Source organism: Mycobacterium shigaense (assembly GCF_002356315.1).
Lineage (GTDB): Bacteria > Actinomycetota > Actinomycetes > Mycobacteriales > Mycobacteriaceae > Mycobacterium > Mycobacterium shigaense.
Genome location: NZ_AP018164.1, coordinates 3467776 through 3488073 on the forward strand (window position 1 = coordinate 3467776; position 20298 = coordinate 3488073).

Below are 20298 nucleotides of genomic sequence, written 5' to 3' on the forward strand. Positions count from 1 at the left end.
GCGAATAGCGGCTAGGAATCTTCCTGCTTGGCGGCGTCGAGGTAAAACCATCGGCCGGCGCGGCGTTCGAAACGACTGCGCTCATGCAGGCTGCCGGGGCGGCCCGCGGCCTCGAATCGGGCCGTGAATTCCACTTCCCCGAAGTCGTCGTCTGGGCCACCCGCGGCGGTGTCGATCACCGTCAGTCTGGTCCAGGTGACGCCCGGGTCGACAATCACGTCGTCCGGCCGGGTTCGCGGGTGCCAGGTTCGGAAGAGGTAGTCGGCCTCGCCGTGGGCGAACGCCGAATACCGTGACCGCATCAGTGCCTCGGCCGTTCGGGCCTGCGACTCACCTCGGTGCAGCGGCCCGCAACAGCTGCCATAGCTGTCGCCGCTGCCGCACGGGCACGGCGATTCGATCACGGGAAGAGCCTGACAGACGCTGAGCCGGCCGGTTTCGGCGGCACTTTCACGGCGTCAGTTCACGCCCCGTCGACGTCGGCGCGTTCCTCCTGCAAGCGGTCCTTGCTGCGCAGCAGGCGCAGCAGTGTCACAAACAGCAGACCTCCGACCAGGTTGCCGATCACCGTGTAGGTGAACCAGCCGAGCCAGTTCAGATAACCGAACGGCGCGTGCCCGGATAACAACGCACCGAAGATCAGCAGAGAATCCAGGATCGAGTGGAACAAGCGCAGCCCGGCAAGGAGAAACGCGACCGCAATGGCTGCGGCGATCTTGCCCGGCACGGAATCCGTGCCGTGTTGCATCCGGGTCATCAGCGTGATCGCCATGCCGCCGAGCACTGCGAGTGCGACGGTCTGCGCCGACCAGGGCGCCGTGACGAAGTGGGCGGCCGACTCGATCGTCTGTGCGCGCAGCTCGGGAAAGCCGGTCATGATCAGCCACATGATCACCCAGCCGCCGACGAGATTGGCCGCCAGCGTGCCGCCCCAAAGCTTGAGCAGCTGAGCGAGGCTGGCTCGTTTGGCCGCCACGGTGGCGACGGGCACCAGGAAGCCCTCGGTGAACAACTCGCTGTGGCCGAGCAGCAAAGCCAAGAAGCCGATCGAGAAGGCCAAGCCGGCCAGCAGAGGCCGGTGGGTCGCGTCGAGGACAGACAAATAGGCCAGCACGCCCAAGGCGACCTCGGTTCCCCCGAAAAAGCCGGTGACCAGCACGGCATGCCAGGCACGATGTAGGCGCTGGGTGCCTTCGCTGAGCATGCTGGCAAAGGCATCCTCGAGCTTGTCCTCGATAGGACTGCCGGATTCGCCGAGTTCGCGCAGGGTCGTCTTACTCATTTGGATGACAGGAGTACCCAATCCGGGAGCCAGCTACGACACCGTGCCCTGTGAGCCGCCCCACCAGCCTTTTGTCGACCTCAGCGGCGCCGCGGAGTGCGGTGCGCCGCTTGCACATCGGCGTTTGCGAGGGCCTGCGCTTCGGCGGCCAGCGTCGAGGCCCGGTTGGCGTCGGCGATGGCTCGGTAGGGGTCACTCGATTGCGCGCTGTGGGCCTGTGCCGCATACCGTTTCGCCTCGTCGAGCTGGGTGCGCGTCTGCGCGCCGATGCTCTGGCGATGCTTGGCTATGTAGTTGGAGATCTGGCTGAGCCTGGCCTCCGCGATGGACAACGCCGGGCCCAGGGAGTCGACGCGCTGCCCATCGTGGGGGCTGACGTGCAGCGCGGCGCGCCTGCGGCGGCGCGCACGAAGGAGCAGCAGAACCAGGACGACGACGACCACGACGGCAACGACGCCGATCACGATCGGCAGCCAGTTGCGCTTTGGCTTGCTTGCTGGTGCACTTTGGCCGTCTGGCTTGTTCAGCCCGTCGGCCGCGGCGATCGCAGCGCCGCTCCAGTCTCTTGAGTTGATTGCCGGTTCGATCTTGTTGCTTTGCAAGCTGTTTAGCTCGTTAGCGGTGAGGGGACCCTGCGCCTTCGGCGGCACGCTGAAGGCGTACTTTTTGGTGTTCGTGGCCACGGCGAGCAGGACGTCGTCGTCGCCCATCCCGCTGGCGTCACGGGCTTGCTTGGCCCAGTTGTCGGGTTGGAACCTGTTGAAGTTGTCGACATAGACGACCCACAGTTGCACGTGCCTGCTGCTGAAGAGCCGGTCGATCGCCGAGCCGATCGCCGCCTTGTCGGAACTCGTCAACACCGCGCTGTCGTCGGTGAGGTGATCCAAGAGCTTGGACGGTGGCTGCGCGCCGACGGGGGGCGCCAGCAGCAACGCGGCCGTCAGGATCGTCAGGGCTATGTGAGCCAGGCGAGCAATTCGCATAGGGGCAATCTAGCCCGCCGGCCGCTAGGTGTGGGCTTTCCAGCCGGCGAGCGGCGTGGGCGCCGCCGGAGCGTTGGGGTCGCTGAACTCGATGTAGACGTCGCCCTGCTTGACGTTGCTGTCGTAGGCGATGAAGCCGTGAGCGGTCTGACCGTTCGTGACGGCGCCCGCGCGCAGGGGCGGTGTCTTGTTGATCGCCTGGTAATCGACCAGGAATGATCCGCCCTGGATGTCGCGGTACGGGTCTTGCTTCCACGGGGTCGAGGCGGCGGTCACCGAGGCCGAGCTGAAGCTGAACGGAGTGTCGGACTTGCCGACGATGGTGAGCTCGACGACGTTGCAGCCCCCGCCGGCGGAACAGCCCGACGAGACCCAGGTCGCGTTGTTGAGCGTGACGTCGGCGGTCGCGATGCTGTACTCCGTGACGTGGATGGTGGTCCCGGATTTGCCGGTCGGGAACGGTGACTGCTGGGTCGTCGGGTCGGCGTTGCCGTGGGGCGCCGTTGCTCCGGCGGTAATCGCCAGCAACGCCGCAAGAGCTGCGCTGACAGGAGACGATATGGCCACTTGCCGACGATAGCGCGCCTTCGGCCAGGCCACGGTTATGATTCCGCCATCGCGATACGACGGGAGCCCCCCATGCCCAGAGATCATCAGCGTGCGGACGACCTGCGGGCGCACCAGGTCGAGCCGGACCTTGGGCGACCGGTGTGGTTGGGCACTGTGCTGCAGTTCGGGTTGCGCGTGGTGTTGATCGTCTTCATCGTTGCGACGTTGCTGTTCGAGCCGCCGACCCGGCACCACATGATCTGCCTGGACGTCGTGGCGGTGTACGCGATCGCCATCGGATGTTGGAGTGTGTGGGCGTTGCGCAGCGGGGCGCGAACGTCGATCTCCACCAGGACGATGGTGACCCTGCTGGTGTTGACCGCCGACGTCACCGTGGTTTCCGTGCTGTCGGTACTCACCGGCGCAACGTCGCCGCAAGCCTGGACGTCGGATGTGATGAGGACTGGTTTCTTCCTGATCCCGTTGATCGCGGCGGCGCAGCTCGATCCCATCATCAGTGTGGCGGTGGCAATTCCCACCATCTCCGTGTTCACGCTGACATGCTGGATCACCAGGTCATCCAACGGGGAGCCCTGGTCGTCGATTCTGTTGAGCTCGTTCGTGTTGGCCGGGCTGGCCGGCGGGTCCGTCGCGCTGTCCCTCATTCAACGGTCCAGGGTAGAGATGATCACGGACTTGGCGCGGCAACGCCGCGAGCTGTTGGAGGAGCTACTGGGAGTGGAAAGGCGTGAGCGGCAGGCGATCTCGGAACGCCTGCACGACGGCGCCCTGCAATATGTGTTGGTTGCGCGCCAGGACATCGAGGAGGTTCGCGACGGCTCGGCCGATGCCGCCGACCGCGTGGCCACGGCGCTCGCCGAGTGTTCGGGCCTGCTGCGCGATGTGGTCCGCGAACTGCATCCCGACGTGCTGGCACGGATGGGATTGAAGTCGGCGATCTACGCCCTCACGCAAAGCCTCGGTTCCCGTGCGGGGCTCACCGTCGACTTCGACGCGGATAGCTGGCCCGACGGGCTGCGCACCGAGACCGATGACGTGCTGTACGGTGCCGCGCGAGAGGCGTTGACGAATGTCGTCAAACATGCTCGTGCCCACCATGTTCGGATCGAGTTGGACTGCTCCGATGGGCTGGCCTCGCTGCGGGTCGCCGACGACGGGGTGGGAATCTCCCCCGCGACTATCGCGCGAAAGGCCGACGAGGGTCACATCGGCATGGCGTCGATGCGAGCCAAGGTGCTCGCCTCCGGTGGCCAGTTCGACGTCCGATCGGCGTCCCCGGGTACCGAGCTAGCCATCTCCATACCGCTACGACCGACACGCCATCTCGTCGCGGCTTAGGCGGTCCCGGTCGGTGCGCCGGTCCTCGGCCTCAAATCACCTCAGTGAGTAGCGGATCGGCAGGTGCTTGAGTCCACCGACGAAGGTGGTTGCCATCAGTTCCGGCTCGCCGGCCAGCTCGATTGACTTGATCCGCGGCACGAGTTCGGAGAAGAAGCTGTTCATCTCCATCCGGGCCAGCGCGGCGCCCAGACAGAAGTGCACGCCGTACCCGAACGACAGGTGCTTGTTGGGATCCCGGCCGACGTCGAAGCGGAACGGGTCATAGAACACGTCCTCGTCGCGGTTGGCCGACACATAGGACAGCAGCACGGCTTCGCCCTTGGCGATCGGGACGCCGCGGACTTCCGTGTCCGCCTGCGCGGTGCGCATGAATTCCTTGACCGGCACCACGCAGCGGATCATCTCCTCGACGGCGGTGCCCATCAAGCCGGGGTCCTTCTGCAGCCGGGCCAGCTCGCCGGGGTTCTGCAGCAATGAAAGTAGACCGCCGGCGATGCCCGCGCTGGTGGTGTCGTGGCCCGCACTGGCCACGATCACGTAATACGAGGCCGTGTCCATATCCGACAGCGGTTCGCCGTCGATCTTGGCGTTGGCGATCGCCGACGCGAGGTCCTCGGTCGGGTGCTCGCGGCGCGAGGCCGTCAGTGCGGCGAAGTAGTTGAAGAAGTCCAGCAACACGGCGAGCATGTCCTCGACGTCGCCGCCGCGCTGGAACTCGGTGTCGTCGCCGCCGAACATCTCCTGGGTCAGCTTGAGCATGCGCGGGAAGTCCGACTCCGGCAGCCCCAGTAGCGACAGGATCACATAGAGCGGGTAGTTGACCGCGACCTCTTGGACGAAGTCGCACTCGGGGCCCTTCGCGACCATCTTGTCGACGTAGATCTTGGCCAGTTCGTCGACACGAATCTTCAAGTCCCGCATGGCTTTCGGCCGGAACCAATCTGCGCCGATCTTGCGCATGTCGCGGTGGTGCGGGTCGTCCATGTGGATCAGCGTGCGCAGGCCGATGCCGGCCTCCATCTGTGCGCGCAGCACGTCCTCGCCGTCGGAGACCATCAACAGCGGGCGGGGATCGTTGGTGAAGAGGTCGTTCTGCCGCTCGATGTCCATCACGTCGGCGTGCTTGGTGACCGCCCAGAATGGCTTGTAACCTGCCACGTCGACCCAGGACACCGGGGCGTGGGCGCGCAGGTGCGCCAGCGCGTCGTGCAGCCTCTTCTCGTCGGTATAGGCCTGCGGGTCGGCCAGAACCTGCGCGGCCTCGTCGATGATCCGGGCACTCATTTGCCGCTCCTCACGTGCGGGTGGAATTGCAGGGTGTCTCTTCGTCTCCGTGGGAGTAATCTGGAACACAGTCGTTCCAGATTATGCCTCACGCAATCGATGGGTCAAGATGTCGTCATGAGTGTTGCGGGCCGAAGCTACGGCGGCCTTAGCGCCCTTGAGCGTTCGCAGAGTCGGCGCGAACGACTACTGGCCGCCGCCCGCGATCTCATCGCCGAAGGCGGCGTCGCGCCGCTCACCGTCGATCTGGTGTGCCAGCGGGCGAACCTGAGCAAGAAATACTTTTACAGCGAGTTCGCCACGAAAGACGATCTGCTCGATGCCGGCGCCGAGGACCTGTTCACTCGGCTGTTGGCGGCGATGGACGAAGTGTTGGCGACCGTGGCACTCAGAGACAGGATCAATGCGACATTGCGCGCTGTCGTGCACATGCTCGCATCCAGTCCTGCTGACGCGCGTCTTTACCTGGAATCGCCGGGCTTCCCACGGCTTCGCGATCGCCAACAACGTGCGGTGCGCGAGTTCACCGAGCAAATGGTCGCCCACGGCGTGCCGTTCACCGGAGGGCCAAAGCCGTCCATCGACCGGGTACTCGCGACGAGGGCGCTGGTCGCGGGAACAACCGAGCTCATCATCGGCTGGCTGCACGGTGACATCGACACTGACGAGGACACACTCGTCGCCACCCTCACCGCCACCGCACTTGGAGCAGCGACCACGATTTGACGGTGGGACGGGCAGGGCTCGAAACCAGTGCGCGAATCGGGGCTCTGCTCAACGCTCGAAGCAGCCGACAAACCCTGTGCGCCAACGGGTTAGACCGCCGAACAGACGGCCCTGATTCGCGTCGATTCTCGATGAATCGGCGATGTACCCGCAGTTGCCTCAGCGTCGCCGTTAGGCTAGCCTAGCCTAGGCTAATTCCCCAGCGTTGAGGAGTGCCTACCGATGGCGAACATGGTTTCCCGAAAGCTCAAGATCAGCGGCGAACGCTGGTCGAAGCCCGCCCGCGAAAACATGAGCCATACAACGGATTTGCGCCTGAAAAACCCGGACCTACACGTTGCGATTTTCGGCAAACATAGCCGTGATTGGATGGTTGCACTCGGTCCTCGGGCACGGCTGTGGAAGGGGGCGCTTCCGGTTAAGAGCGTCCAGCTGTTACATGAAAATAGTGATTTGTCCTCGTGGAACGATGAAAAGCGAGCGAACACCGTCATCATCCCATTGCTGGAAAAACATATAACAACACTTCCCGATGGTTTCCGACACTTAACTTCTCCGCACGATCTCATAGCGAAAGTATCGGACAAGAAGAAATTGCACGACTTTCTTGCCCGCTCTGGATTCCAAGAATATCTTCCTGCCGTCTTCGGCGAGGGAGAAGCGGTACGTTATCCCTGTGTCGTCAAGCGACTCGACCTGTACGCCGGAGACGGCGTCAGGATCGCCCACGACATCGAGCAGCTTGTGTCGCACCTGCGTGATCCACTCTTCCGTCAACATCCCTATCAAATTCAAGAGCTCATTGCCGGCGAGTTCGAATACGTCACTCACTTGGTGTGTAAATCGGGCGAGATCCTTGAGGAACATTCGTTCGAGTACCGAATGCGAGGACCCGCGGAGATTCGGCGGTTCCGCAGCCCGGTTGAGTTCAACAGGTCGACACAGAGCGATGAAGTGATGTCGATATTTTCGCGGATCGTGAGGAGCTTGAACTTCACCGGTCCCTGTAATGTGAATTTCAAGCTTATCGACGGGCGTCCAGTAGTCTTCGAGATAAATCCGCGGCTTGGCGGATCACTGATGAAAAAAGAGAGCATCGAGGCGCTCGCCAAAGTCGTCCGGGCGATTCTTGATCATGCGGACCAGTAACCGAGGCTATGTTCTCGCCGAGTTCCGACCGCAGTGATGCTTGAGGCCACGGCGACAACTTTCGCGTGCAGGTTTGCCTGATCGCATCGTCAATTGGCGCGCTGTCCACCGCTTTCGACGACCAGCAAGTCGACACCGGCATCGGTGACCTTGACACGCACGCAGGATAGATCGGTTACGACGACGTCGGCGTCCGCCAGTTCGGCGGCGCGGTGAGTGGTCGTGACGGCGAGCACTTGTGCCCCTGCGGCTCGGCCAGCGCCGACGCCCGCGGGCGCATCCTCGACCACCAGGCACTCCTGCGCCTCGACGCCCAATGCGGCGGCGGCTTTGAGGTAGCTCTCGGGGTCTGGCTTGCCGTTCGTGACATCTTCCGCGCCGATCAGCAGCTTGGGGGCGGGGAGCCCCGCTGCCGCCAGGCGAGCAGCCATCAACGAGCGGGGACCGGACGTCACTGCGGCCCAGTGACCCCCCGGCAGCGCATCAAGCAGTCGGCGCGCTCCCGGTAGCTCCAGGACACCATCCAGATCTGCCAACTCTTGCAGCGCGAGTTGCCGAGCCGTCGCCGCGACCCGGTCGCGCGGTGCGATGAATTGAGCGACAGTGTCCTCGGTCCGCCTGCCATGGCAGACCCCGAGCAGCACTTCGTGGTCGACGCCGTATTCATCGGCCCACGTACGCCAGGACTGTTCGACTGTCGCGGTTGAATCGATCAAGGTGCCGTCGATGTCGAACAAGATTCGCTTGCCGCGCAGCACCACCATAGGCAGCAACCCTAACGGGCACGGGGGACCGAGCATCGGAAGGTGTGTCGCTGCCCAATTCTGCCCCAACTGAAACGCGTCTGGGCAAACACAATACTTCGTGCGAGCACTCCCCTGGCCCGTCGCAATCCGCGAGCGGGAGCTCGCCGGGCGCAGGGGCGACTTCGGTTTGCCCACGAGGACGGCGCCCGGCGATGGTCATACCGCCCTGAACGGGCACTTGCGCCTGTCGGCAGTGAGAACCGCACGTCAGCCGCCTGCGGCAATCAGCGCCGAGTAAAAGAGGTGTGGCCCCACTGCGGGTCGGCCATCTTTGCTAATACGCGGAGCGGGCGGTGTTGTAAAGCAAAACAAGAAAAATTTAGCTACCTTTCGCCTATTTCTTCAATTTGCATCGTCCTGATATCATGCTTTTAACCAATTGCTTTGCCTTCGCCTGTCACCACCCAACGACGCCGCGACGGGCTTTGAAGTCTGGGCGACGAAAGGATTGTTGGTGACAACGGCCACCAAACGGGCTCAATACGAGTACATTCATGAGACTCTGCAACACCAAACCACAGCTCTGGACTTCACTTTGTCGCTGCTCGAAAATAGTTACAAATTCCACTTTCCTGACAACTCCAGCGATGTACATACCGTCCTGGAGGATGTGCGTAAGTATTTGCTGGCGGCCGATAATGGGCGTGAGCTTTACCAGGCAACCGAAGAGGTGCACGCGCGATTCTTCACGTCCGAGGGAGACGGGTCATGGTTCAGCGAGGGGTACTCGGCGTATAAGTCGCAGCGTAAGCCGGTACAAGACTTCAACAACCTCGCCGACGCCATTAGCGGTAGCACGGTACTCGACTTCGGCAGCGGGCGCGGCCATTTAGCTGCGCTGATCGCGCGCGCCGGCTTTGATTGCTACACCACCGACGTCATGGACTACCGCGGCCCCGAGGCTGGTCATCTACCCTTCCGGCAGATGGCTTCGCCCGTTGACGTCCCCTACGCGGACGACATGTTTGACAGTGCGATCGTCAAAACTGTCCTTCACCACGTCGATGAGCCCGATTTGATTCCGTTGCTGCTTAATTTGCGGCGTGTTGCACGGCGACTGATCATCGAGGAAGATACCTACGGCGTGCCCGCGGCGAAATCGGACGCCGGAGCAGGACAAATCGAGCTACGCGAATTCAATAAATTGGATGAAGACGATCAATTTCGGGCTCTGGTGCTCATTGATTTCTTTGGTAATGCTGTCGCCCAGGGCCTTGTCGATATGAATTTCGGCTGTCAGTTCAAGCGGGTTAGCGAGTGGCATTCACTATTCGATAGCCTCGGCTTCCGTGTCGTGGATACTGACGTCGTCGGTTTCCGCCCCGGTAATATCCACAAAGCGTGCCAGGTTCGCTTCGTCGTCGAGCGCGGGGAAATATAAGCAACAGGTTATTTAGCCGGCCGTTCCAGCCCGAGGTGATCGCGCAAGGTGGACCCCGCGTACTCGGTGCGGAATCGGCCATCCCGCTGCAGGATCGGAACGACATGATCGACGAACGTCGTAAGCTCGTGCGGCAGCGTCGAGCCCATAATTGTGAACCCGTCTGCTGCGCCTGCGTCCTGCCACGAGGTCACATGGTCGGCCAGCTGCTCCGGCGTGCCGACGAAATGCGTCTGTCCCGCCAGCCCGCCGGTCACCTGGTTGGCGATCTCCCTCAACGAAGCCTCGGGCCGCGCCCGCGAGGCTGCGAACAGCTGCTCGGCGCGGCTTGACGGCGCCGACCGCCCGGTCCAGAGTTCGGCGGGCAACGGAGCATCGGGATCGAAGCCGTCGGGGTCAAACCCCGCTATGTAAAGCGTGTTCTGCCAACGAAATTCGGGGTTCTCCAGGGCTTCGAGGCGCTGCGCGCGTCCCCGGGCTTCGGCTTCGGTGCCGCCTAGCGTGATCATCAACGCGGGCAGCACCTTGATGTGGTCGGGTTGACGACCGACGGCCGCGGCCTGCTCGTGCAGCTTGGCCCGGAAAGCGACCGCCGCCTCGAGTGAGGGAGGCCCGGAGAAGACGATCTCGGCGTATCGCGCGGCCAGCCCGACGCCCGCGGCCGATTGTCCCGCTTGCACGAGTACCGGGTGGCCCTGCGGGCTGCGCGGAAATGGCTGGACACCCTCGACGTCGTAGTACTTGCCGTGAAAGCGCGGCGCATGCAACTTGGCGCGGTCTGCCCACACGCCGCGTTCGCGGTCGCCGATAACCGCGTCGTCGTCCCAGCTGTCCCAGACCTGGGTGACGGCGTCGACGAATTCGTGGGCCTGCGCGTAGCGATCGGCGTGCTCGGGGTGGAATGGCTCGCCGAAGGCCGCCGCGGCGAGCGGGGTGACGGTGGTGACGATGTTCCAGCCGGCGCGGCCGCCGCTGAGGTGGTCGAGCGTCGCGAAGCGGCGAGCCAGCTCCCAGGGCTTGCTGTAGGTCGTCGAGCCGGTCCCGATCAGCCCGATGCGGTCGGTGACCGCTGCCTGTGCCGAGAGCACCGCTATCGGGTCGAACTGCGTCTGAGGCAGGTACGTGGCGCGATATTCGGCGATGGCCATGTTGTCTGCCAAGAAGATCGAGTCCATCAACCCGCGTTCGGCGATGCGCGCGAGATCGGTGTAGTAGGACAGACCCAGCACATTGCGCACATCGCCGTCGACGACGCGCCACGCGGCCTCGTGATAGCCGTTCGGCCAGATGAAAGCGTTGAAGTGCAGAGACGTCGAGCTCACAGGTTGACTCCTTCGGGCGCGTGAATGCTTGCGAGGGAGGCATCGTGGCCATGCCAGTTCGTCAGGGCATGATCGCGGCGCTCAGCATTCCGATGAGGCAACACGGCCAGAGGGTGAAATAGTCCTTCGTCGGATGGCTACGTCGCAAGTGCCCGAGCTGTTCGGTGCCCGCACACGCCGGGCCGCCCAAGCGGCCACGTTGGCCTACCTTGCATATTTCAGTGCGAGTCTGCTGCACAGGCGGCGCCTCTTACGGCGCTGAATTGCCGGCCCGGACGCCGGCTATCTGAAGGCCTGACTTCGCGGACGTCGGTCACAATTCCGAGGCTTCAAAGCCGCGTATCTCAGGAGCCGACCAGCCGGAGTGACTGTCAAGCATCAGCCGAAGTCACACATCCTGACCTGCGCCCCCGGCGGGGCTCGAACCCGCGACCAACGGATTATGAGCTCCTCGGTCTAGCAAGATAGCAAACCCTGTCAGATCCAAAAATTGCCCTGGAACAGCTCCAATCCTCTTGTTTTCCAGCGCTTCTTGTTCAAAACCCAGGTATTACGCGGACGGCTAGCGCAACGCGGCAAGTCACTAGGTTGCCGGAACCATGACGACGAACCACCGACAAGACGTGGTTTTCGTTGGGTCGGCGGGCAAGGCTGCACGCCTACCAAAGTTCATAGGGCAGCCCCTTGACGGGCGCAAGCCTTCCTACTTGCCAACTGAGGGGTCTGCTGCACCGATAGGTGACAGTTTCGGTCACGCGGCCTGATTGGCCGGTGTGGTCATGATTGCTTCGAACTCGACGGGGGTCAACCGGCCGAGAGCGAGTTGTCGCCGTCGCCGGTGGTAGGTGCGTTCGATCCAGGTGACGATGGCGATGCGGAGCTGTTCTCGGGTGTCCCAGCGGCGGCGGTCCAAAACGTTCTTCTGCAACAGGCTGAAGAAGCTCTCCATGGCGGCGTTGTCGCCGGCCGCGCCGACGCGGCCCATGGAACCGACCATGTCGCAGCGGCCCAGGGCGTGGACGAATCGTCGGCTGCGAAATTGACTGCCGCGGTCGCTGTGGACCACGCAGCCGGCGACGTCACCGCGACGGGCTATGGCGCTGGCCAAGGCTTGGGTGGCCAGTCGTGATTTCATTCGCGAGTCGATGCTGTAGCCGACAATGCGGTTGGAGAACACGTCCTTGATCGCACACAGGTAGAGTTTGCCTTCGGCGGTGCGATGTTCAGTAATATCCGCCAGCCACAATTGATTTGGTGCCTCAGCGGTGAAGTCTCGGCCGACCAGATCATCGTGTACTGGCGGCCCGACCTTTCCGTTCTTGCCCCGCCTGCGCTTGCCGAACGCACTCCACCAGCCGTTGTCGGCGCAGATCCGCCACGCGGTGCGCTCGGCCATCGGTTGGCCGGCATCTCGGGCCTCTTCGACCAGGAAACGGTAGCCGAACTCCGGGTCATCGTGGTGGGCGTCGAATAAGGCGTTGGCCCGATGCGCCGCAACGTATTCGGCGTCGGTGACCGGATCAGCCAGCCAGCGGTAATAGGGCTGGCGGGCGAGCTTGAGGACCCGGCACGTCACCGCCACGGGAATCCCGTTGGCGGCGAGCTCTTTCACGAGCGGGTAGAGCCTTTTCCCGGCAGGTTGGACTGCGACAGATACGCCGCGGCCCGGCGTAGTACCTCGTTCTCCTGCTCGAGCAGCTTGATCCGCCGACGCGCCTCTCGTAGCTCTACCGAATCGGTGGTGGCCCTGCCGGGCTTGGAGCCATCGTCCACATCGGCCTGGCGCAGCCACTTCGACAACGTGATCGGATGCACCCCGAAATCGGCGGCGATCTGCTCAAGCGTCACACCGTCGTCGCGGTTGCCGGCCACGCGCACCACGTCGTCGCGGAACTCGCGGGGATAGGGCCGTGCCATGGTGACATCCTCCCAGCCTGCCCACGCTGGGCAAGCCATCTCAGGTGTCACCTATTCGTGCAGCAGACCCGTATGCCGCGTGAATCGGAGTACAGCTGGGCGGGTGGTCTAACGCCACCCGGTCTAGAAGATGCGCCGCCATCTATGGGCGGTCGGTATCGAGGCACCACGCCGCCAACCGACGTGCGCATCGGAACTAGCACCGACGCAAGAGGATAACGGCCCCTAGGCGTTGCACCCGCCCGATGCGGGCAAGGACCGCTCGTGATGGCATCGACCGGAGGTGGTACCTGCGCCTAGGGTCTCAAACGTGTTCGCCTTATCCGTTGGGCGGGCGAACCGCGAAAACCCCTCCAGTTCCTTACGCTGGAGGGGTCTTTCGCGTTGGCAGGACGGCACTGCTGCTCGCTTCACCGCAACGTGAAAAAGCAACGACCCCGTTTAATTGGGTCGTACACAACGTCCGGTAGGTAAGCAACAAGGGCACACTCACTGGCATCATCGGCGTCGTACTCGAGAATCGCTTTTTGCGGACCGTCCCGAAGTAGCAACTGCACTACTTCTTCAACTGTCATCTCTTTGATCGACCCGTCTTGGGTTACCTGCATTCTCCACTCTCCCTTGCGTCGGTATCCAGACCGCTCACCCTGAGCGGACACGGCCCAGCGTACCGCCGGGGCAACAGGCCGGATCGTCGAAATTTGTTGTGCTGCAGCGTGTTCAGAGATCAAAACTCGGGTTGTATTGAGGCTGAACCCTTTAATTCGGGTTCTAATGGCATCGAGCCTTATTCACCGCATATTTCGTCAGCAAACTTGAATACGAGCGTAGAAGGCATCCCAGCAGGTGGGCGCTAGGCCCAGCTAACGAGTTGGCGCGGAGGCTCCGGGCCGGGGCCTGTGACCAACGTCACAACGAATCTGTGGCTACGAGTTCCTGCCTTGCCTCCGAGCTTGCGCTGATTGTTGTGCCTGTGCAGTAGCGGCGGGCGATTGGTAGACATCGTTCAAAATCTCGCCCATAAGGTGAATAACCAATTGCGATTCTTCCGCGCTGATTGGGTCTACAAAGTCCCCGTGAGCCATCTCGTTGCCTAGCTCGCGCACCCCATGCGCAGCGTCCTTGATCATCGTCCGAATCAGCCCAGCAGTCGCCATGACTTCGATCTTGTTGTAGAGGGTTCCGTCCTCTACGCCCTTGTCCTTTGCGGTCGCCTCGATCACCGCACGGGCAAGCATGATCGCTGCACGATAGTGCTGATTGCTCTCACATTCGTATGCCTCTTTGGCAGCCTCCGCGATATGCGGAGGGACGTGAGGGTAGTCCGCCGTTTCCGTAGCTGAAGGACGCCACATAAGTTGATCGCCGCGCACGGAGGCCATGTACTGATACAGCGGGACATGGGGCGGCGTCCCGAAGGCAGCCAATGCGACTGATATGCCGCCGCAAACTGAACATTCGTATGCGGCACATGCCAGCTGTTCTGGCTGGAAACCCGCCTCTGGCCCAACGAACCTTGCATCACCGACCAGTTCGTGCCCTGTGTTGGCTTTGCATATCCAACAAATGTGATTGAGCATGCCGTAAATCTAGCTACTGGCCGCTACGTTGTCGGGCAAGACTTCCCTCTCAGATGCCCACTGCAGCCACCGGAAGCTGACCATCGCGGCTTAAGTCACGCGACTGACGACAAGACACCGACACAGCGTGTGGAACGGAAAGTTGGGCAACGGCAAGCGTTGGCCAAAAATGCCCTTTGAGCTGGGCAAATAGGTGGTGGGGCGGGCGGGGCTCGAACCCGCGACCAACGGATTATGAGTCCGCGGCTCTAACCAACTGAGCTACCGCCCCCGGCGGTTAACGGGTACGACCTTAGCGCGTCAGCTCTCACTCCCCGAGTCGCCAGCGACCGGGCGAAGTCGAAAGATCCGGATCTGTCGGGGCTCGCAGTTCTTCCGGTAATTCTCGTATCCGGCGTAGACGTCGTTGGCTGTCGCCCACGCTTTGGCGCGCTCGTCGCCCTCGAGCAGTTCGGCCCGGTATGGCCGCGGCGGACCGTTGAGCTCGACCGTGCAGTCCGGATGCGCCAGGAGGTTGGCGCTCCACCCCGGATGCTTCTCCTGGCCGTAATTCGATGCGATGGCGAGCAAGCCGTCGCCGTCGTCGAGCAACGCCAACGGCTGCGAGCGTGGCTGACCCGACTTGGCGCCGGTGGTCGTGACGAGCCCGACCTTGTCGATGCCCATCGTGCTCAGCCGGCCGTTGGTCCGCGGGATCACCAACTTGTCGAATCGCGGCGCCAGATGCTTCCCGAGCGCAGAGCCGACGCGGGTCATGGCCGCACGCTCTAAGAGAGCCTCGTCCCACCGGAGACGCCGACCGCGATAGGGGCTGAACCGTCGTAGCGACACGGCTAAAGCGTAGTCAGTGCGCGGGCGGCTGAGGGGGCGGCACCGGCGATGCGGGCACCCGCTTGTGGTACGCCATCGCGCAAGACGTACACCTCGCACAGCATAGCTGTGGGCCGATGCGCCGCCGAGATGGAAAACCCAAGCGGCGTAAGGGCGTTACTCAGCCGTCGATGTGCGTCGGGGGGTCGGCGAACCCCAGATCCGCAGGCGGCCGGCCGGGCCCCATCGAATCGCAGTGCCCGTCGGGCACCAGGTAGGAGCTGGCGCCGTTGGGAATCAACCGGGGCACCGCCACGCACCGTTGCCAGGTGCCGTCGGGCTGAATGGGGCCGTCACACCTACTGATCACGCCTCCCCCGTACTGGCAACCGGCACTGGCCGGCGGCGCCGAACTCATCAGCCCCGCGGACAGCAGCAGGGCGGCCAGCCCTCCGACGATGCAGCGCTTCATGGTTGCCTCCCGTCATACCAGCCAATATCAATGACGCTACCGCCTGCGTGATCGGTTTTTGAAGTCTCAGTCGGCGCTGCGGCCCGTCTGTTGTTGCAACGCGTCGATGAGATCCGAAGCCTGCGCCTTCGTCAGATCCTCGGGCACCTCGCGGTCGGCCTCCTGCGCCAGCGTGCGCAGGTAACTGCGCTGCGGGCCGGTCATCGGCTCGTCGCCGGTAACCCATTCAGACGTGTCCTTCTCGGGATTTTCCTGCGGTGCTTGCCGCGTGTCGTCGGTCATTTCCCGGGGGTACCCATCGCACACACGTACACGTTCGAAACCTCGTGTTTGCGGCAAATTCGGGCGACCTCAGCGTCATCACGATTTACGAAGTGGCGCAATGTATTTCAGTTGGCCGATCCTCGCCGGCCCGCGTACGGTGCCCTTATGACGAACTCGATGCTCAACGGTCTGAAGACCTGCCTGACGGCGACGCTGGTGGCGGTATTCCTCGGAGTCACGCCGCTCACGGCCTCAAGTCGGGCCGAGCCCGACCCCGTGCCGCCGCCCGCACCCGGCGGACCGACCGCCGACACCCCTTGGCTCACGGCGATTCAGCAGCGCGATCCGCAGTTCGCCGACTCCTACACCACGATGCGTGAGCGCATCCTGCGCGACGGCGCCATCCCGGCCAAGTACAAGTTCCTGATGGGCATGATCACCGACACGATCGCCGCCCACCCCGACGGCGTGAAGACGCTGGCCGACAACGCGCGCGCCACGGGCGCCACCGAAGCCGAGATCACCGAAGCGGTCGAGGTCGGCTACCTCTACGGCGGCACCGCGTCCCTGGTGATGGGCGCCAATGCCTTCAAAGGCGGATGACCAGGCACGTCTCGCGCGGGAGCCTCAGCTGAAGACGGTTTGACCGTCGGCGTCGAGCAAGTAGGTCTCGGTGCCTTCCGAAACCCGCGGGGCGTCGGCTTTCAGCGACACCGCGACCTTGTTACTGGCGTTGCGCATCACGTCGAAGGTGAGCTCGACGGCTTCGACCTCGGAAAACCCGGCGCGCACCTCGGCGACAACGTCGGCGTCGAGGTGCGCCGGCGTCCAAATTAACCCATCGACATAGCGCAGCGCTGCTTTTGCGCGGTCGTCGATCAGCGCCGAGCTCTCGAAACGCTCGATGTCGTCGTACAGCGTCTCCGAACCCCCGGCGTCCAGCGCCCGGCTCTCGCGCACCGATTTGCACAGCCGGCAGTTGTGCTGTGCGGCACCGCGCAGCCGCACCAGCTCGGAGGTGACCGGGTCGAGCGCACGCATCGCGCCGACTGCCGGCAGGAAGTCGTTGAACACCACGTCGGCGGGCTGCGTCGCGTGATCCCACTCGACCGGCCCGCGCGTCCAGCCCAGGTACTGCTCGCCGACGCCCAGCGCCTGCAGCCCGGCCCGCATCCGCGGCAGGAAGTCAGCCAGGTACATCGCCACCACGACACCGAAGGTGTTGTCCCCCAACGACTTGAACAACCGGGACCGCTGCTCGTCGGTGATCGCGGAGACATCGGTGCTGAACTGCTCGGCGAACTCGGCGACGACGGCCTCGGCCTCCGACTCGGGTTCGTCGACGGCGATCTCTGCGGGCAGCGGCGGCAACGACACCGTCTGCGCGCACACCCGCCGCACCAGACCCACCAGCCGACCGTCGCCCGGGCTCCCGGGCGACAGGGCCACCAATCGCGTCAGCAGATCTCCACGAACCGAAACCGGAGCCGCCATTCGTCACACGTTACGACTATTGCGCCTGGCTCACCGAGGACATGTGGAAATCCGGTATCCGCAGCGACGGCATCGCCGCGCGGGTGGCCCAATCGCCCCATTCCCGGGGCAGCGTCTTTTCGCTGACACCGGCCTCGGTGGCGCGTCGCAGCAGATCCAGCGGACTCTCGTTGAAGCGGAAGTTGTTGACCGCCGCGGTGACCTCGCCGTCCTCGATCAGGTAAACGCCGTCCCGGGTCAACCCGGTGAGCAGCAGCGTGGTGGGGTCGACCTCGCGGATGTACCACAGCGTGGTCAGCAGCAGGCCGCGCTCGGTGCCGGCGATCAGGTCGGCCAGCTCCGCCGACCCGCCCGTCATCGCGAGGTTGTCGGCGGCCACGGCGACCTTGGCGTCGAACTTCGCGGCGATGGCCCGCGGGTACGCCAGCGCGTTGATGACCCCGTCGCGGATCCAGTCGACCTGGCTGATCTCCATGCCGTTGTCGAAGACCGACACGGTCTCCGAGGAGCTACTCACCGCCACGAACGGCGCGCACGCCAACCCGGGCGTTATCGGATCGGAGAACAACGTCAGCGGCAGGTCGGTCAGCCGCTCCCCCACCCGGGTCCCGCCGCCGGGCGCCGAGAATGCGGTGCGGCCCTCCTGCGCGCCGCGGCCGGCCATCGTCCAGGCCAGGTAGATCATCATGTCGGCCACGGTCGATGGCGGCATGATCGTCTCGTAGCGCCCGGCCGGCAGGTCGACCCTGCGCTTGGCCCAATCCAACCTCATCGACAGCTCGTCGAGCATCGAATCTGTTGGCACGCCGACGAAATCGGGGGTGCCAATGCCGGTCCAGGCGCTGGCGTCGCCACGCTTGCCGTTGATCTCGACCGCCCCGGTGGGCTGGGTGTAGCGGCGGCGCAGGCCCGTCGACGACGCCAGGAACGTCGTCGAAACACTATGGTGCGCAAAGCCGTACAAGCGATCGCCGCCCCCGAACCCGCGGCTCAGCGAGCCGGCGACGTCGGCGAACACCTCGGGCCCGGTGCCGGGCACCGGCGCGTCCCAATCCGCGGGCGCACCGGTATCGGCGAGCAGCGGCGCCGCGTCACCGGCCTCGGGCGCGGAATGCGCCGCGTCCTGGGATGCGGCCACCAGGTCAGGCAGCACGCGCGGGTCGACCTCGGCCGAGACGACGGTGCCGATGAAGGCGCTACTGCCCTTGCGCACTACCGAGATCACGGTCACGCTGCGGCTGTGCGCGAGCCCGTTGGTGGTCATCGAGTTGCCGGCCCAGCGCAGCGTGGCCTCGACCTTGTCGGTGACCAGCACCATGGTCTCGTCGGCGCGGCCCAGCTTGGCCGCCTCCTGCAAGACGATGTTGACGACGTGCTGCGGCGCGATCATCGGCCGCCCTCGCTGCGCGTGTTGAGCACATTGACGCCGCGAAACAACGCCGACGGGCACCCATGGCTGACCGCGGCGATCTGCCCGGGCTGGGCCTTGCCGCAGTTGAACGCGCCGCCCAGCCGCCACGTCGACGGTCCGCCAACGGCTTCCATGGAATTCCAGAAGTCGGTCGTGGTGGCCTGATACGCCACGTCGCGCAGCTGACCGTCGAGGCGCCCGTCGCGGATGCGGAAGAAGCGTTGCCCGGTGAATTGAAAGTTGTACCGCTGCATGTCGATTGACCAGGATTTGTCGCCGACGATGTAGATGCCGTCCTGCACCCGCGCGATCAGGTCGTCGGTGCTGAGGTCGTCGGGGCTGGGCTGCAGCGACACGTTGGCCATCCGCTGGATCGGCACGTGATGCGGCGAATCGGCATACGAGCAGCCGTTGGAGCGCTCCTGCCCCAGCCGTGGCGCGAACACCCGGTCAAGCTGATAGCCGACGAAGATGCCGTCGCGCACCAGATCCCAGCTTTGCGCCGCCACGCCCTCGTCGTCGTAACCGACGCTGGCCAAACCGAATTCGACGGTGCGATCGGCGGTCACGTTCATGATCGGCGACCCGTAGCGCATGGTGCCGAGCTTGTCCGGCGTCACGAACGACGTCCCGGCATACGCGGCCTCGTAGCCGATAGCGCGGTCGTATTCGGTTGCATGACCTATGGATTCGTGAATGGTCAGCCACAGGTTGGTCGGGTCGATCACCAGGTCCGTCGGCCCCGCCGTCACGCTGGGCGACTTGACCTTCTCGGCCAGCAGCGACGGCAGCTGCGCGAGCTCATCGGTCCAGTTCCACACCTCGTCGCCGGCCAGCACCTCCCAGCCCCGGCCCATCGGCGGCACCAGCGTGCGCATGGAATCGAAGCTGCCCGCGGCGGCGTCGACAGTGACCGCCTCGAGCGACGGCATCACCCGCACCCGCTGCTGGGTGATCGAGGAGCCGAAGGTGTCGGCGTAGAACGTCTGCTCCTTGACCGCCGTCAGACCGGCCGACACGTGGTCGACGCCGTCGGCGCTGAGCAGCCGCCCGGAGTACTCCTCGAGCACGGCGATCTTCTCGGTCCCGGGGATGTCGAACGGATCGATCCGGTAGTTCGACACCCAGGTCGCGTCGGCATATACGGGCTCGGCGGCCAGCTCGACGCGCTCGGTGTTCAGCGCCGCCAGGGTGGTCGCCACATGCACCGCGCGGCGCGCCGTTTCGGCCGCCACCGCGGGCGCGAGCTCGGCGTGCGAGGCAAACCCCCAGGTGCCGTCGACGATGACCCGCACCGCCAGCCCGACCTCGCGGCTGACGACCGAGGTCTCCAGTTCCCCGTCGCGCAGCTGGACGACCTCGGTGTTGAGGCGATGAACTCGCAGGTCGGCGTAGCTGGCGCCCGCGGCGGTGGCCGCCGATAGCGCGGCGTCGGCCAGTTCATGGCGGGGCAGCCCCAAGAAGTCGGCATCGATCCCCCGATTCGGTGTCACGGCTCCACCGTAA

Annotated in this window: 20 protein-coding genes and 1 tRNA gene; 5 read left to right on the forward strand and 16 right to left on the reverse strand. The window is 64.2% G+C overall.

Annotated elements, in window-relative coordinates:
- Positions 1-11 precede the first annotated feature (11 nt).
- The 4 genes from MSG_RS16295 to MSG_RS16310 all read right to left on the reverse strand — a co-directional run bounded on the left by MSG_RS16295 (position 12) and on the right by MSG_RS16310 (position 2826).
- Complete coding sequence (locus MSG_RS16295) at positions 12-401, reverse strand: YchJ family protein (RefSeq protein WP_096444604.1); 390 nt, start codon at positions 399-401, stop codon at positions 12-14.
- A 62-nt stretch (positions 402-463) separates the two neighbouring features.
- A complete protein-coding gene (locus tag MSG_RS16300) occupies positions 464-1282 on the reverse strand; it encodes a formate/nitrite transporter family protein (RefSeq protein ID WP_096441179.1) in 819 nt (272 codons plus the stop codon).
- Positions 1283-1362: 80 nt separating this feature from the next.
- Positions 1363-2265 (reverse strand): TPM domain-containing protein, encoded by a 903-nt coding sequence (locus MSG_RS16305; protein WP_096441181.1) that lies wholly within the window; start codon positions 2263-2265, stop codon positions 1363-1365.
- A gap of 24 nt (positions 2266-2289) precedes the next feature.
- Positions 2290-2826: a hypothetical protein gene (locus MSG_RS16310; protein ID WP_096444605.1), complete on the reverse strand. Its 537-nt coding sequence runs from the start codon at positions 2824-2826 to the stop codon at positions 2290-2292.
- 78 nt (positions 2827-2904) lie between these two features.
- On the opposite strand from MSG_RS16310, the gene MSG_RS16315 reads away from it, so the two are divergent.
- Positions 2905-4173 carry a sensor histidine kinase gene (locus MSG_RS16315; protein ID WP_096441183.1) on the forward strand — a complete coding sequence of 423 codons (1269 nt, stop codon included), beginning with the start codon at positions 2905-2907 and terminating at the stop codon, positions 4171-4173.
- A gap of 36 nt (positions 4174-4209) precedes the next feature.
- Here the strand turns inward: MSG_RS16315 and MSG_RS16320 are convergent, their stop codons facing one another.
- Entirely contained in the window at positions 4210-5460 is a 1251-nt protein-coding gene (locus tag MSG_RS16320) for a cytochrome P450 (protein ID WP_096441185.1), read from the reverse strand.
- 117 nt (positions 5461-5577) lie between these two features.
- Here MSG_RS16320 and MSG_RS16325 point away from each other — a divergent pair, with 117 nt between their 5' ends.
- Together MSG_RS16325 and MSG_RS16330 are read left to right on the forward strand one after the other, a co-directional pair.
- Entirely contained in the window at positions 5578-6186 is a 609-nt protein-coding gene (locus MSG_RS16325; RefSeq protein WP_170063166.1) for a TetR/AcrR family transcriptional regulator, read from the forward strand.
- Between the two features lie 222 nt (positions 6187-6408).
- A complete protein-coding gene (locus MSG_RS16330; protein ID WP_096441189.1) occupies positions 6409-7335 on the forward strand; it encodes an ATP-grasp domain-containing protein in 927 nt (308 codons plus the stop codon).
- 89 nt (positions 7336-7424) lie between these two features.
- Here MSG_RS16330 and MSG_RS16335 read toward each other — a convergent pair whose 3' ends face one another.
- Complete coding sequence (locus MSG_RS16335) at positions 7425-8072, reverse strand: HAD-IA family hydrolase (RefSeq protein ID WP_232011057.1); 648 nt, start codon at positions 8070-8072, stop codon at positions 7425-7427.
- A gap of 523 nt (positions 8073-8595) precedes the next feature.
- Between MSG_RS16335 and MSG_RS16340 the strand changes: the two genes are divergently transcribed.
- Positions 8596-9522 carry a class I SAM-dependent methyltransferase gene (locus tag MSG_RS16340; protein WP_162899244.1) on the forward strand — a complete coding sequence of 309 codons (927 nt, stop codon included), beginning with the start codon at positions 8596-8598 and terminating at the stop codon, positions 9520-9522.
- An 8-nt stretch (positions 9523-9530) separates the two neighbouring features.
- Here the strand turns inward: MSG_RS16340 and MSG_RS16345 are convergent, their stop codons facing one another.
- The 7 genes from MSG_RS16345 to MSG_RS16380 all read right to left on the reverse strand — a co-directional run bounded on the left by MSG_RS16345 (position 9531) and on the right by MSG_RS16380 (position 15905).
- Positions 9531-10844: an NtaA/DmoA family FMN-dependent monooxygenase gene (locus MSG_RS16345; protein WP_162899245.1), complete on the reverse strand. Its 1314-nt coding sequence runs from the start codon at positions 10842-10844 to the stop codon at positions 9531-9533.
- Positions 10845-11595: 751 nt separating this feature from the next.
- A protein-coding gene (locus MSG_RS16350) for an IS3 family transposase (protein ID WP_096437424.1) occupies positions 11596-12761 on the reverse strand; the annotation gives its coding sequence in 2 pieces (ribosomal slippage) (positions 11596-12474 and positions 12477-12761; 1164 coding nt in all).
- 926 nt (positions 12762-13687) lie between these two features.
- Positions 13688-14341, reverse strand: coding sequence for a DUF4145 domain-containing protein (locus MSG_RS16360; protein ID WP_232011058.1), 654 nt, complete (start codon positions 14339-14341; stop codon positions 13688-13690).
- A 194-nt stretch (positions 14342-14535) separates the two neighbouring features.
- A tRNA-Ile gene (locus MSG_RS16365) sits at positions 14536-14612 on the reverse strand.
- Between the two features lie 29 nt (positions 14613-14641).
- The gene (locus tag MSG_RS16370) at positions 14642-15097 is read right to left on the reverse strand and encodes a nitroreductase family deazaflavin-dependent oxidoreductase (protein ID WP_096441197.1); all 456 of its coding nucleotides are present in this window, start codon (positions 15095-15097) and stop codon (positions 14642-14644) included.
- 235 nt (positions 15098-15332) lie between these two features.
- Complete coding sequence (locus MSG_RS16375) at positions 15333-15623, reverse strand: CDGP domain-containing protein (RefSeq protein WP_096441198.1); 291 nt, start codon at positions 15621-15623, stop codon at positions 15333-15335.
- Between the two features lie 66 nt (positions 15624-15689).
- Positions 15690-15905 (reverse strand): DUF3072 domain-containing protein, encoded by a 216-nt coding sequence (locus MSG_RS16380; RefSeq protein WP_096441199.1) that lies wholly within the window; start codon positions 15903-15905, stop codon positions 15690-15692.
- A 147-nt stretch (positions 15906-16052) separates the two neighbouring features.
- Here MSG_RS16380 and MSG_RS16385 point away from each other — a divergent pair, with 147 nt between their 5' ends.
- Positions 16053-16490, forward strand: coding sequence for a carboxymuconolactone decarboxylase family protein (locus MSG_RS16385; RefSeq protein ID WP_096441200.1), 438 nt, complete (start codon positions 16053-16055; stop codon positions 16488-16490).
- A gap of 24 nt (positions 16491-16514) precedes the next feature.
- Here MSG_RS16385 and MSG_RS16390 read toward each other — a convergent pair whose 3' ends face one another.
- From MSG_RS16390 to MSG_RS16400, 3 genes are read right to left on the reverse strand one after another with little or no spacing between them, the layout of a single operon-like run.
- Positions 16515-17381: a carboxymuconolactone decarboxylase family protein gene (locus MSG_RS16390; RefSeq protein ID WP_096441201.1), complete on the reverse strand. Its 867-nt coding sequence runs from the start codon at positions 17379-17381 to the stop codon at positions 16515-16517.
- Between the two features lie 16 nt (positions 17382-17397).
- Complete coding sequence (locus tag MSG_RS16395) at positions 17398-18771, reverse strand: metallopeptidase TldD-related protein (RefSeq protein WP_096441202.1); 1374 nt, start codon at positions 18769-18771, stop codon at positions 17398-17400.
- A complete protein-coding gene (locus tag MSG_RS16400; RefSeq protein ID WP_096441203.1) occupies positions 18768-20285 on the reverse strand; it encodes a TldD/PmbA family protein in 1518 nt (505 codons plus the stop codon). The genes MSG_RS16395 and MSG_RS16400 overlap by 4 nt, the downstream gene beginning before the upstream one ends.
- Positions 20286-20298 lie beyond the last annotated feature (13 nt).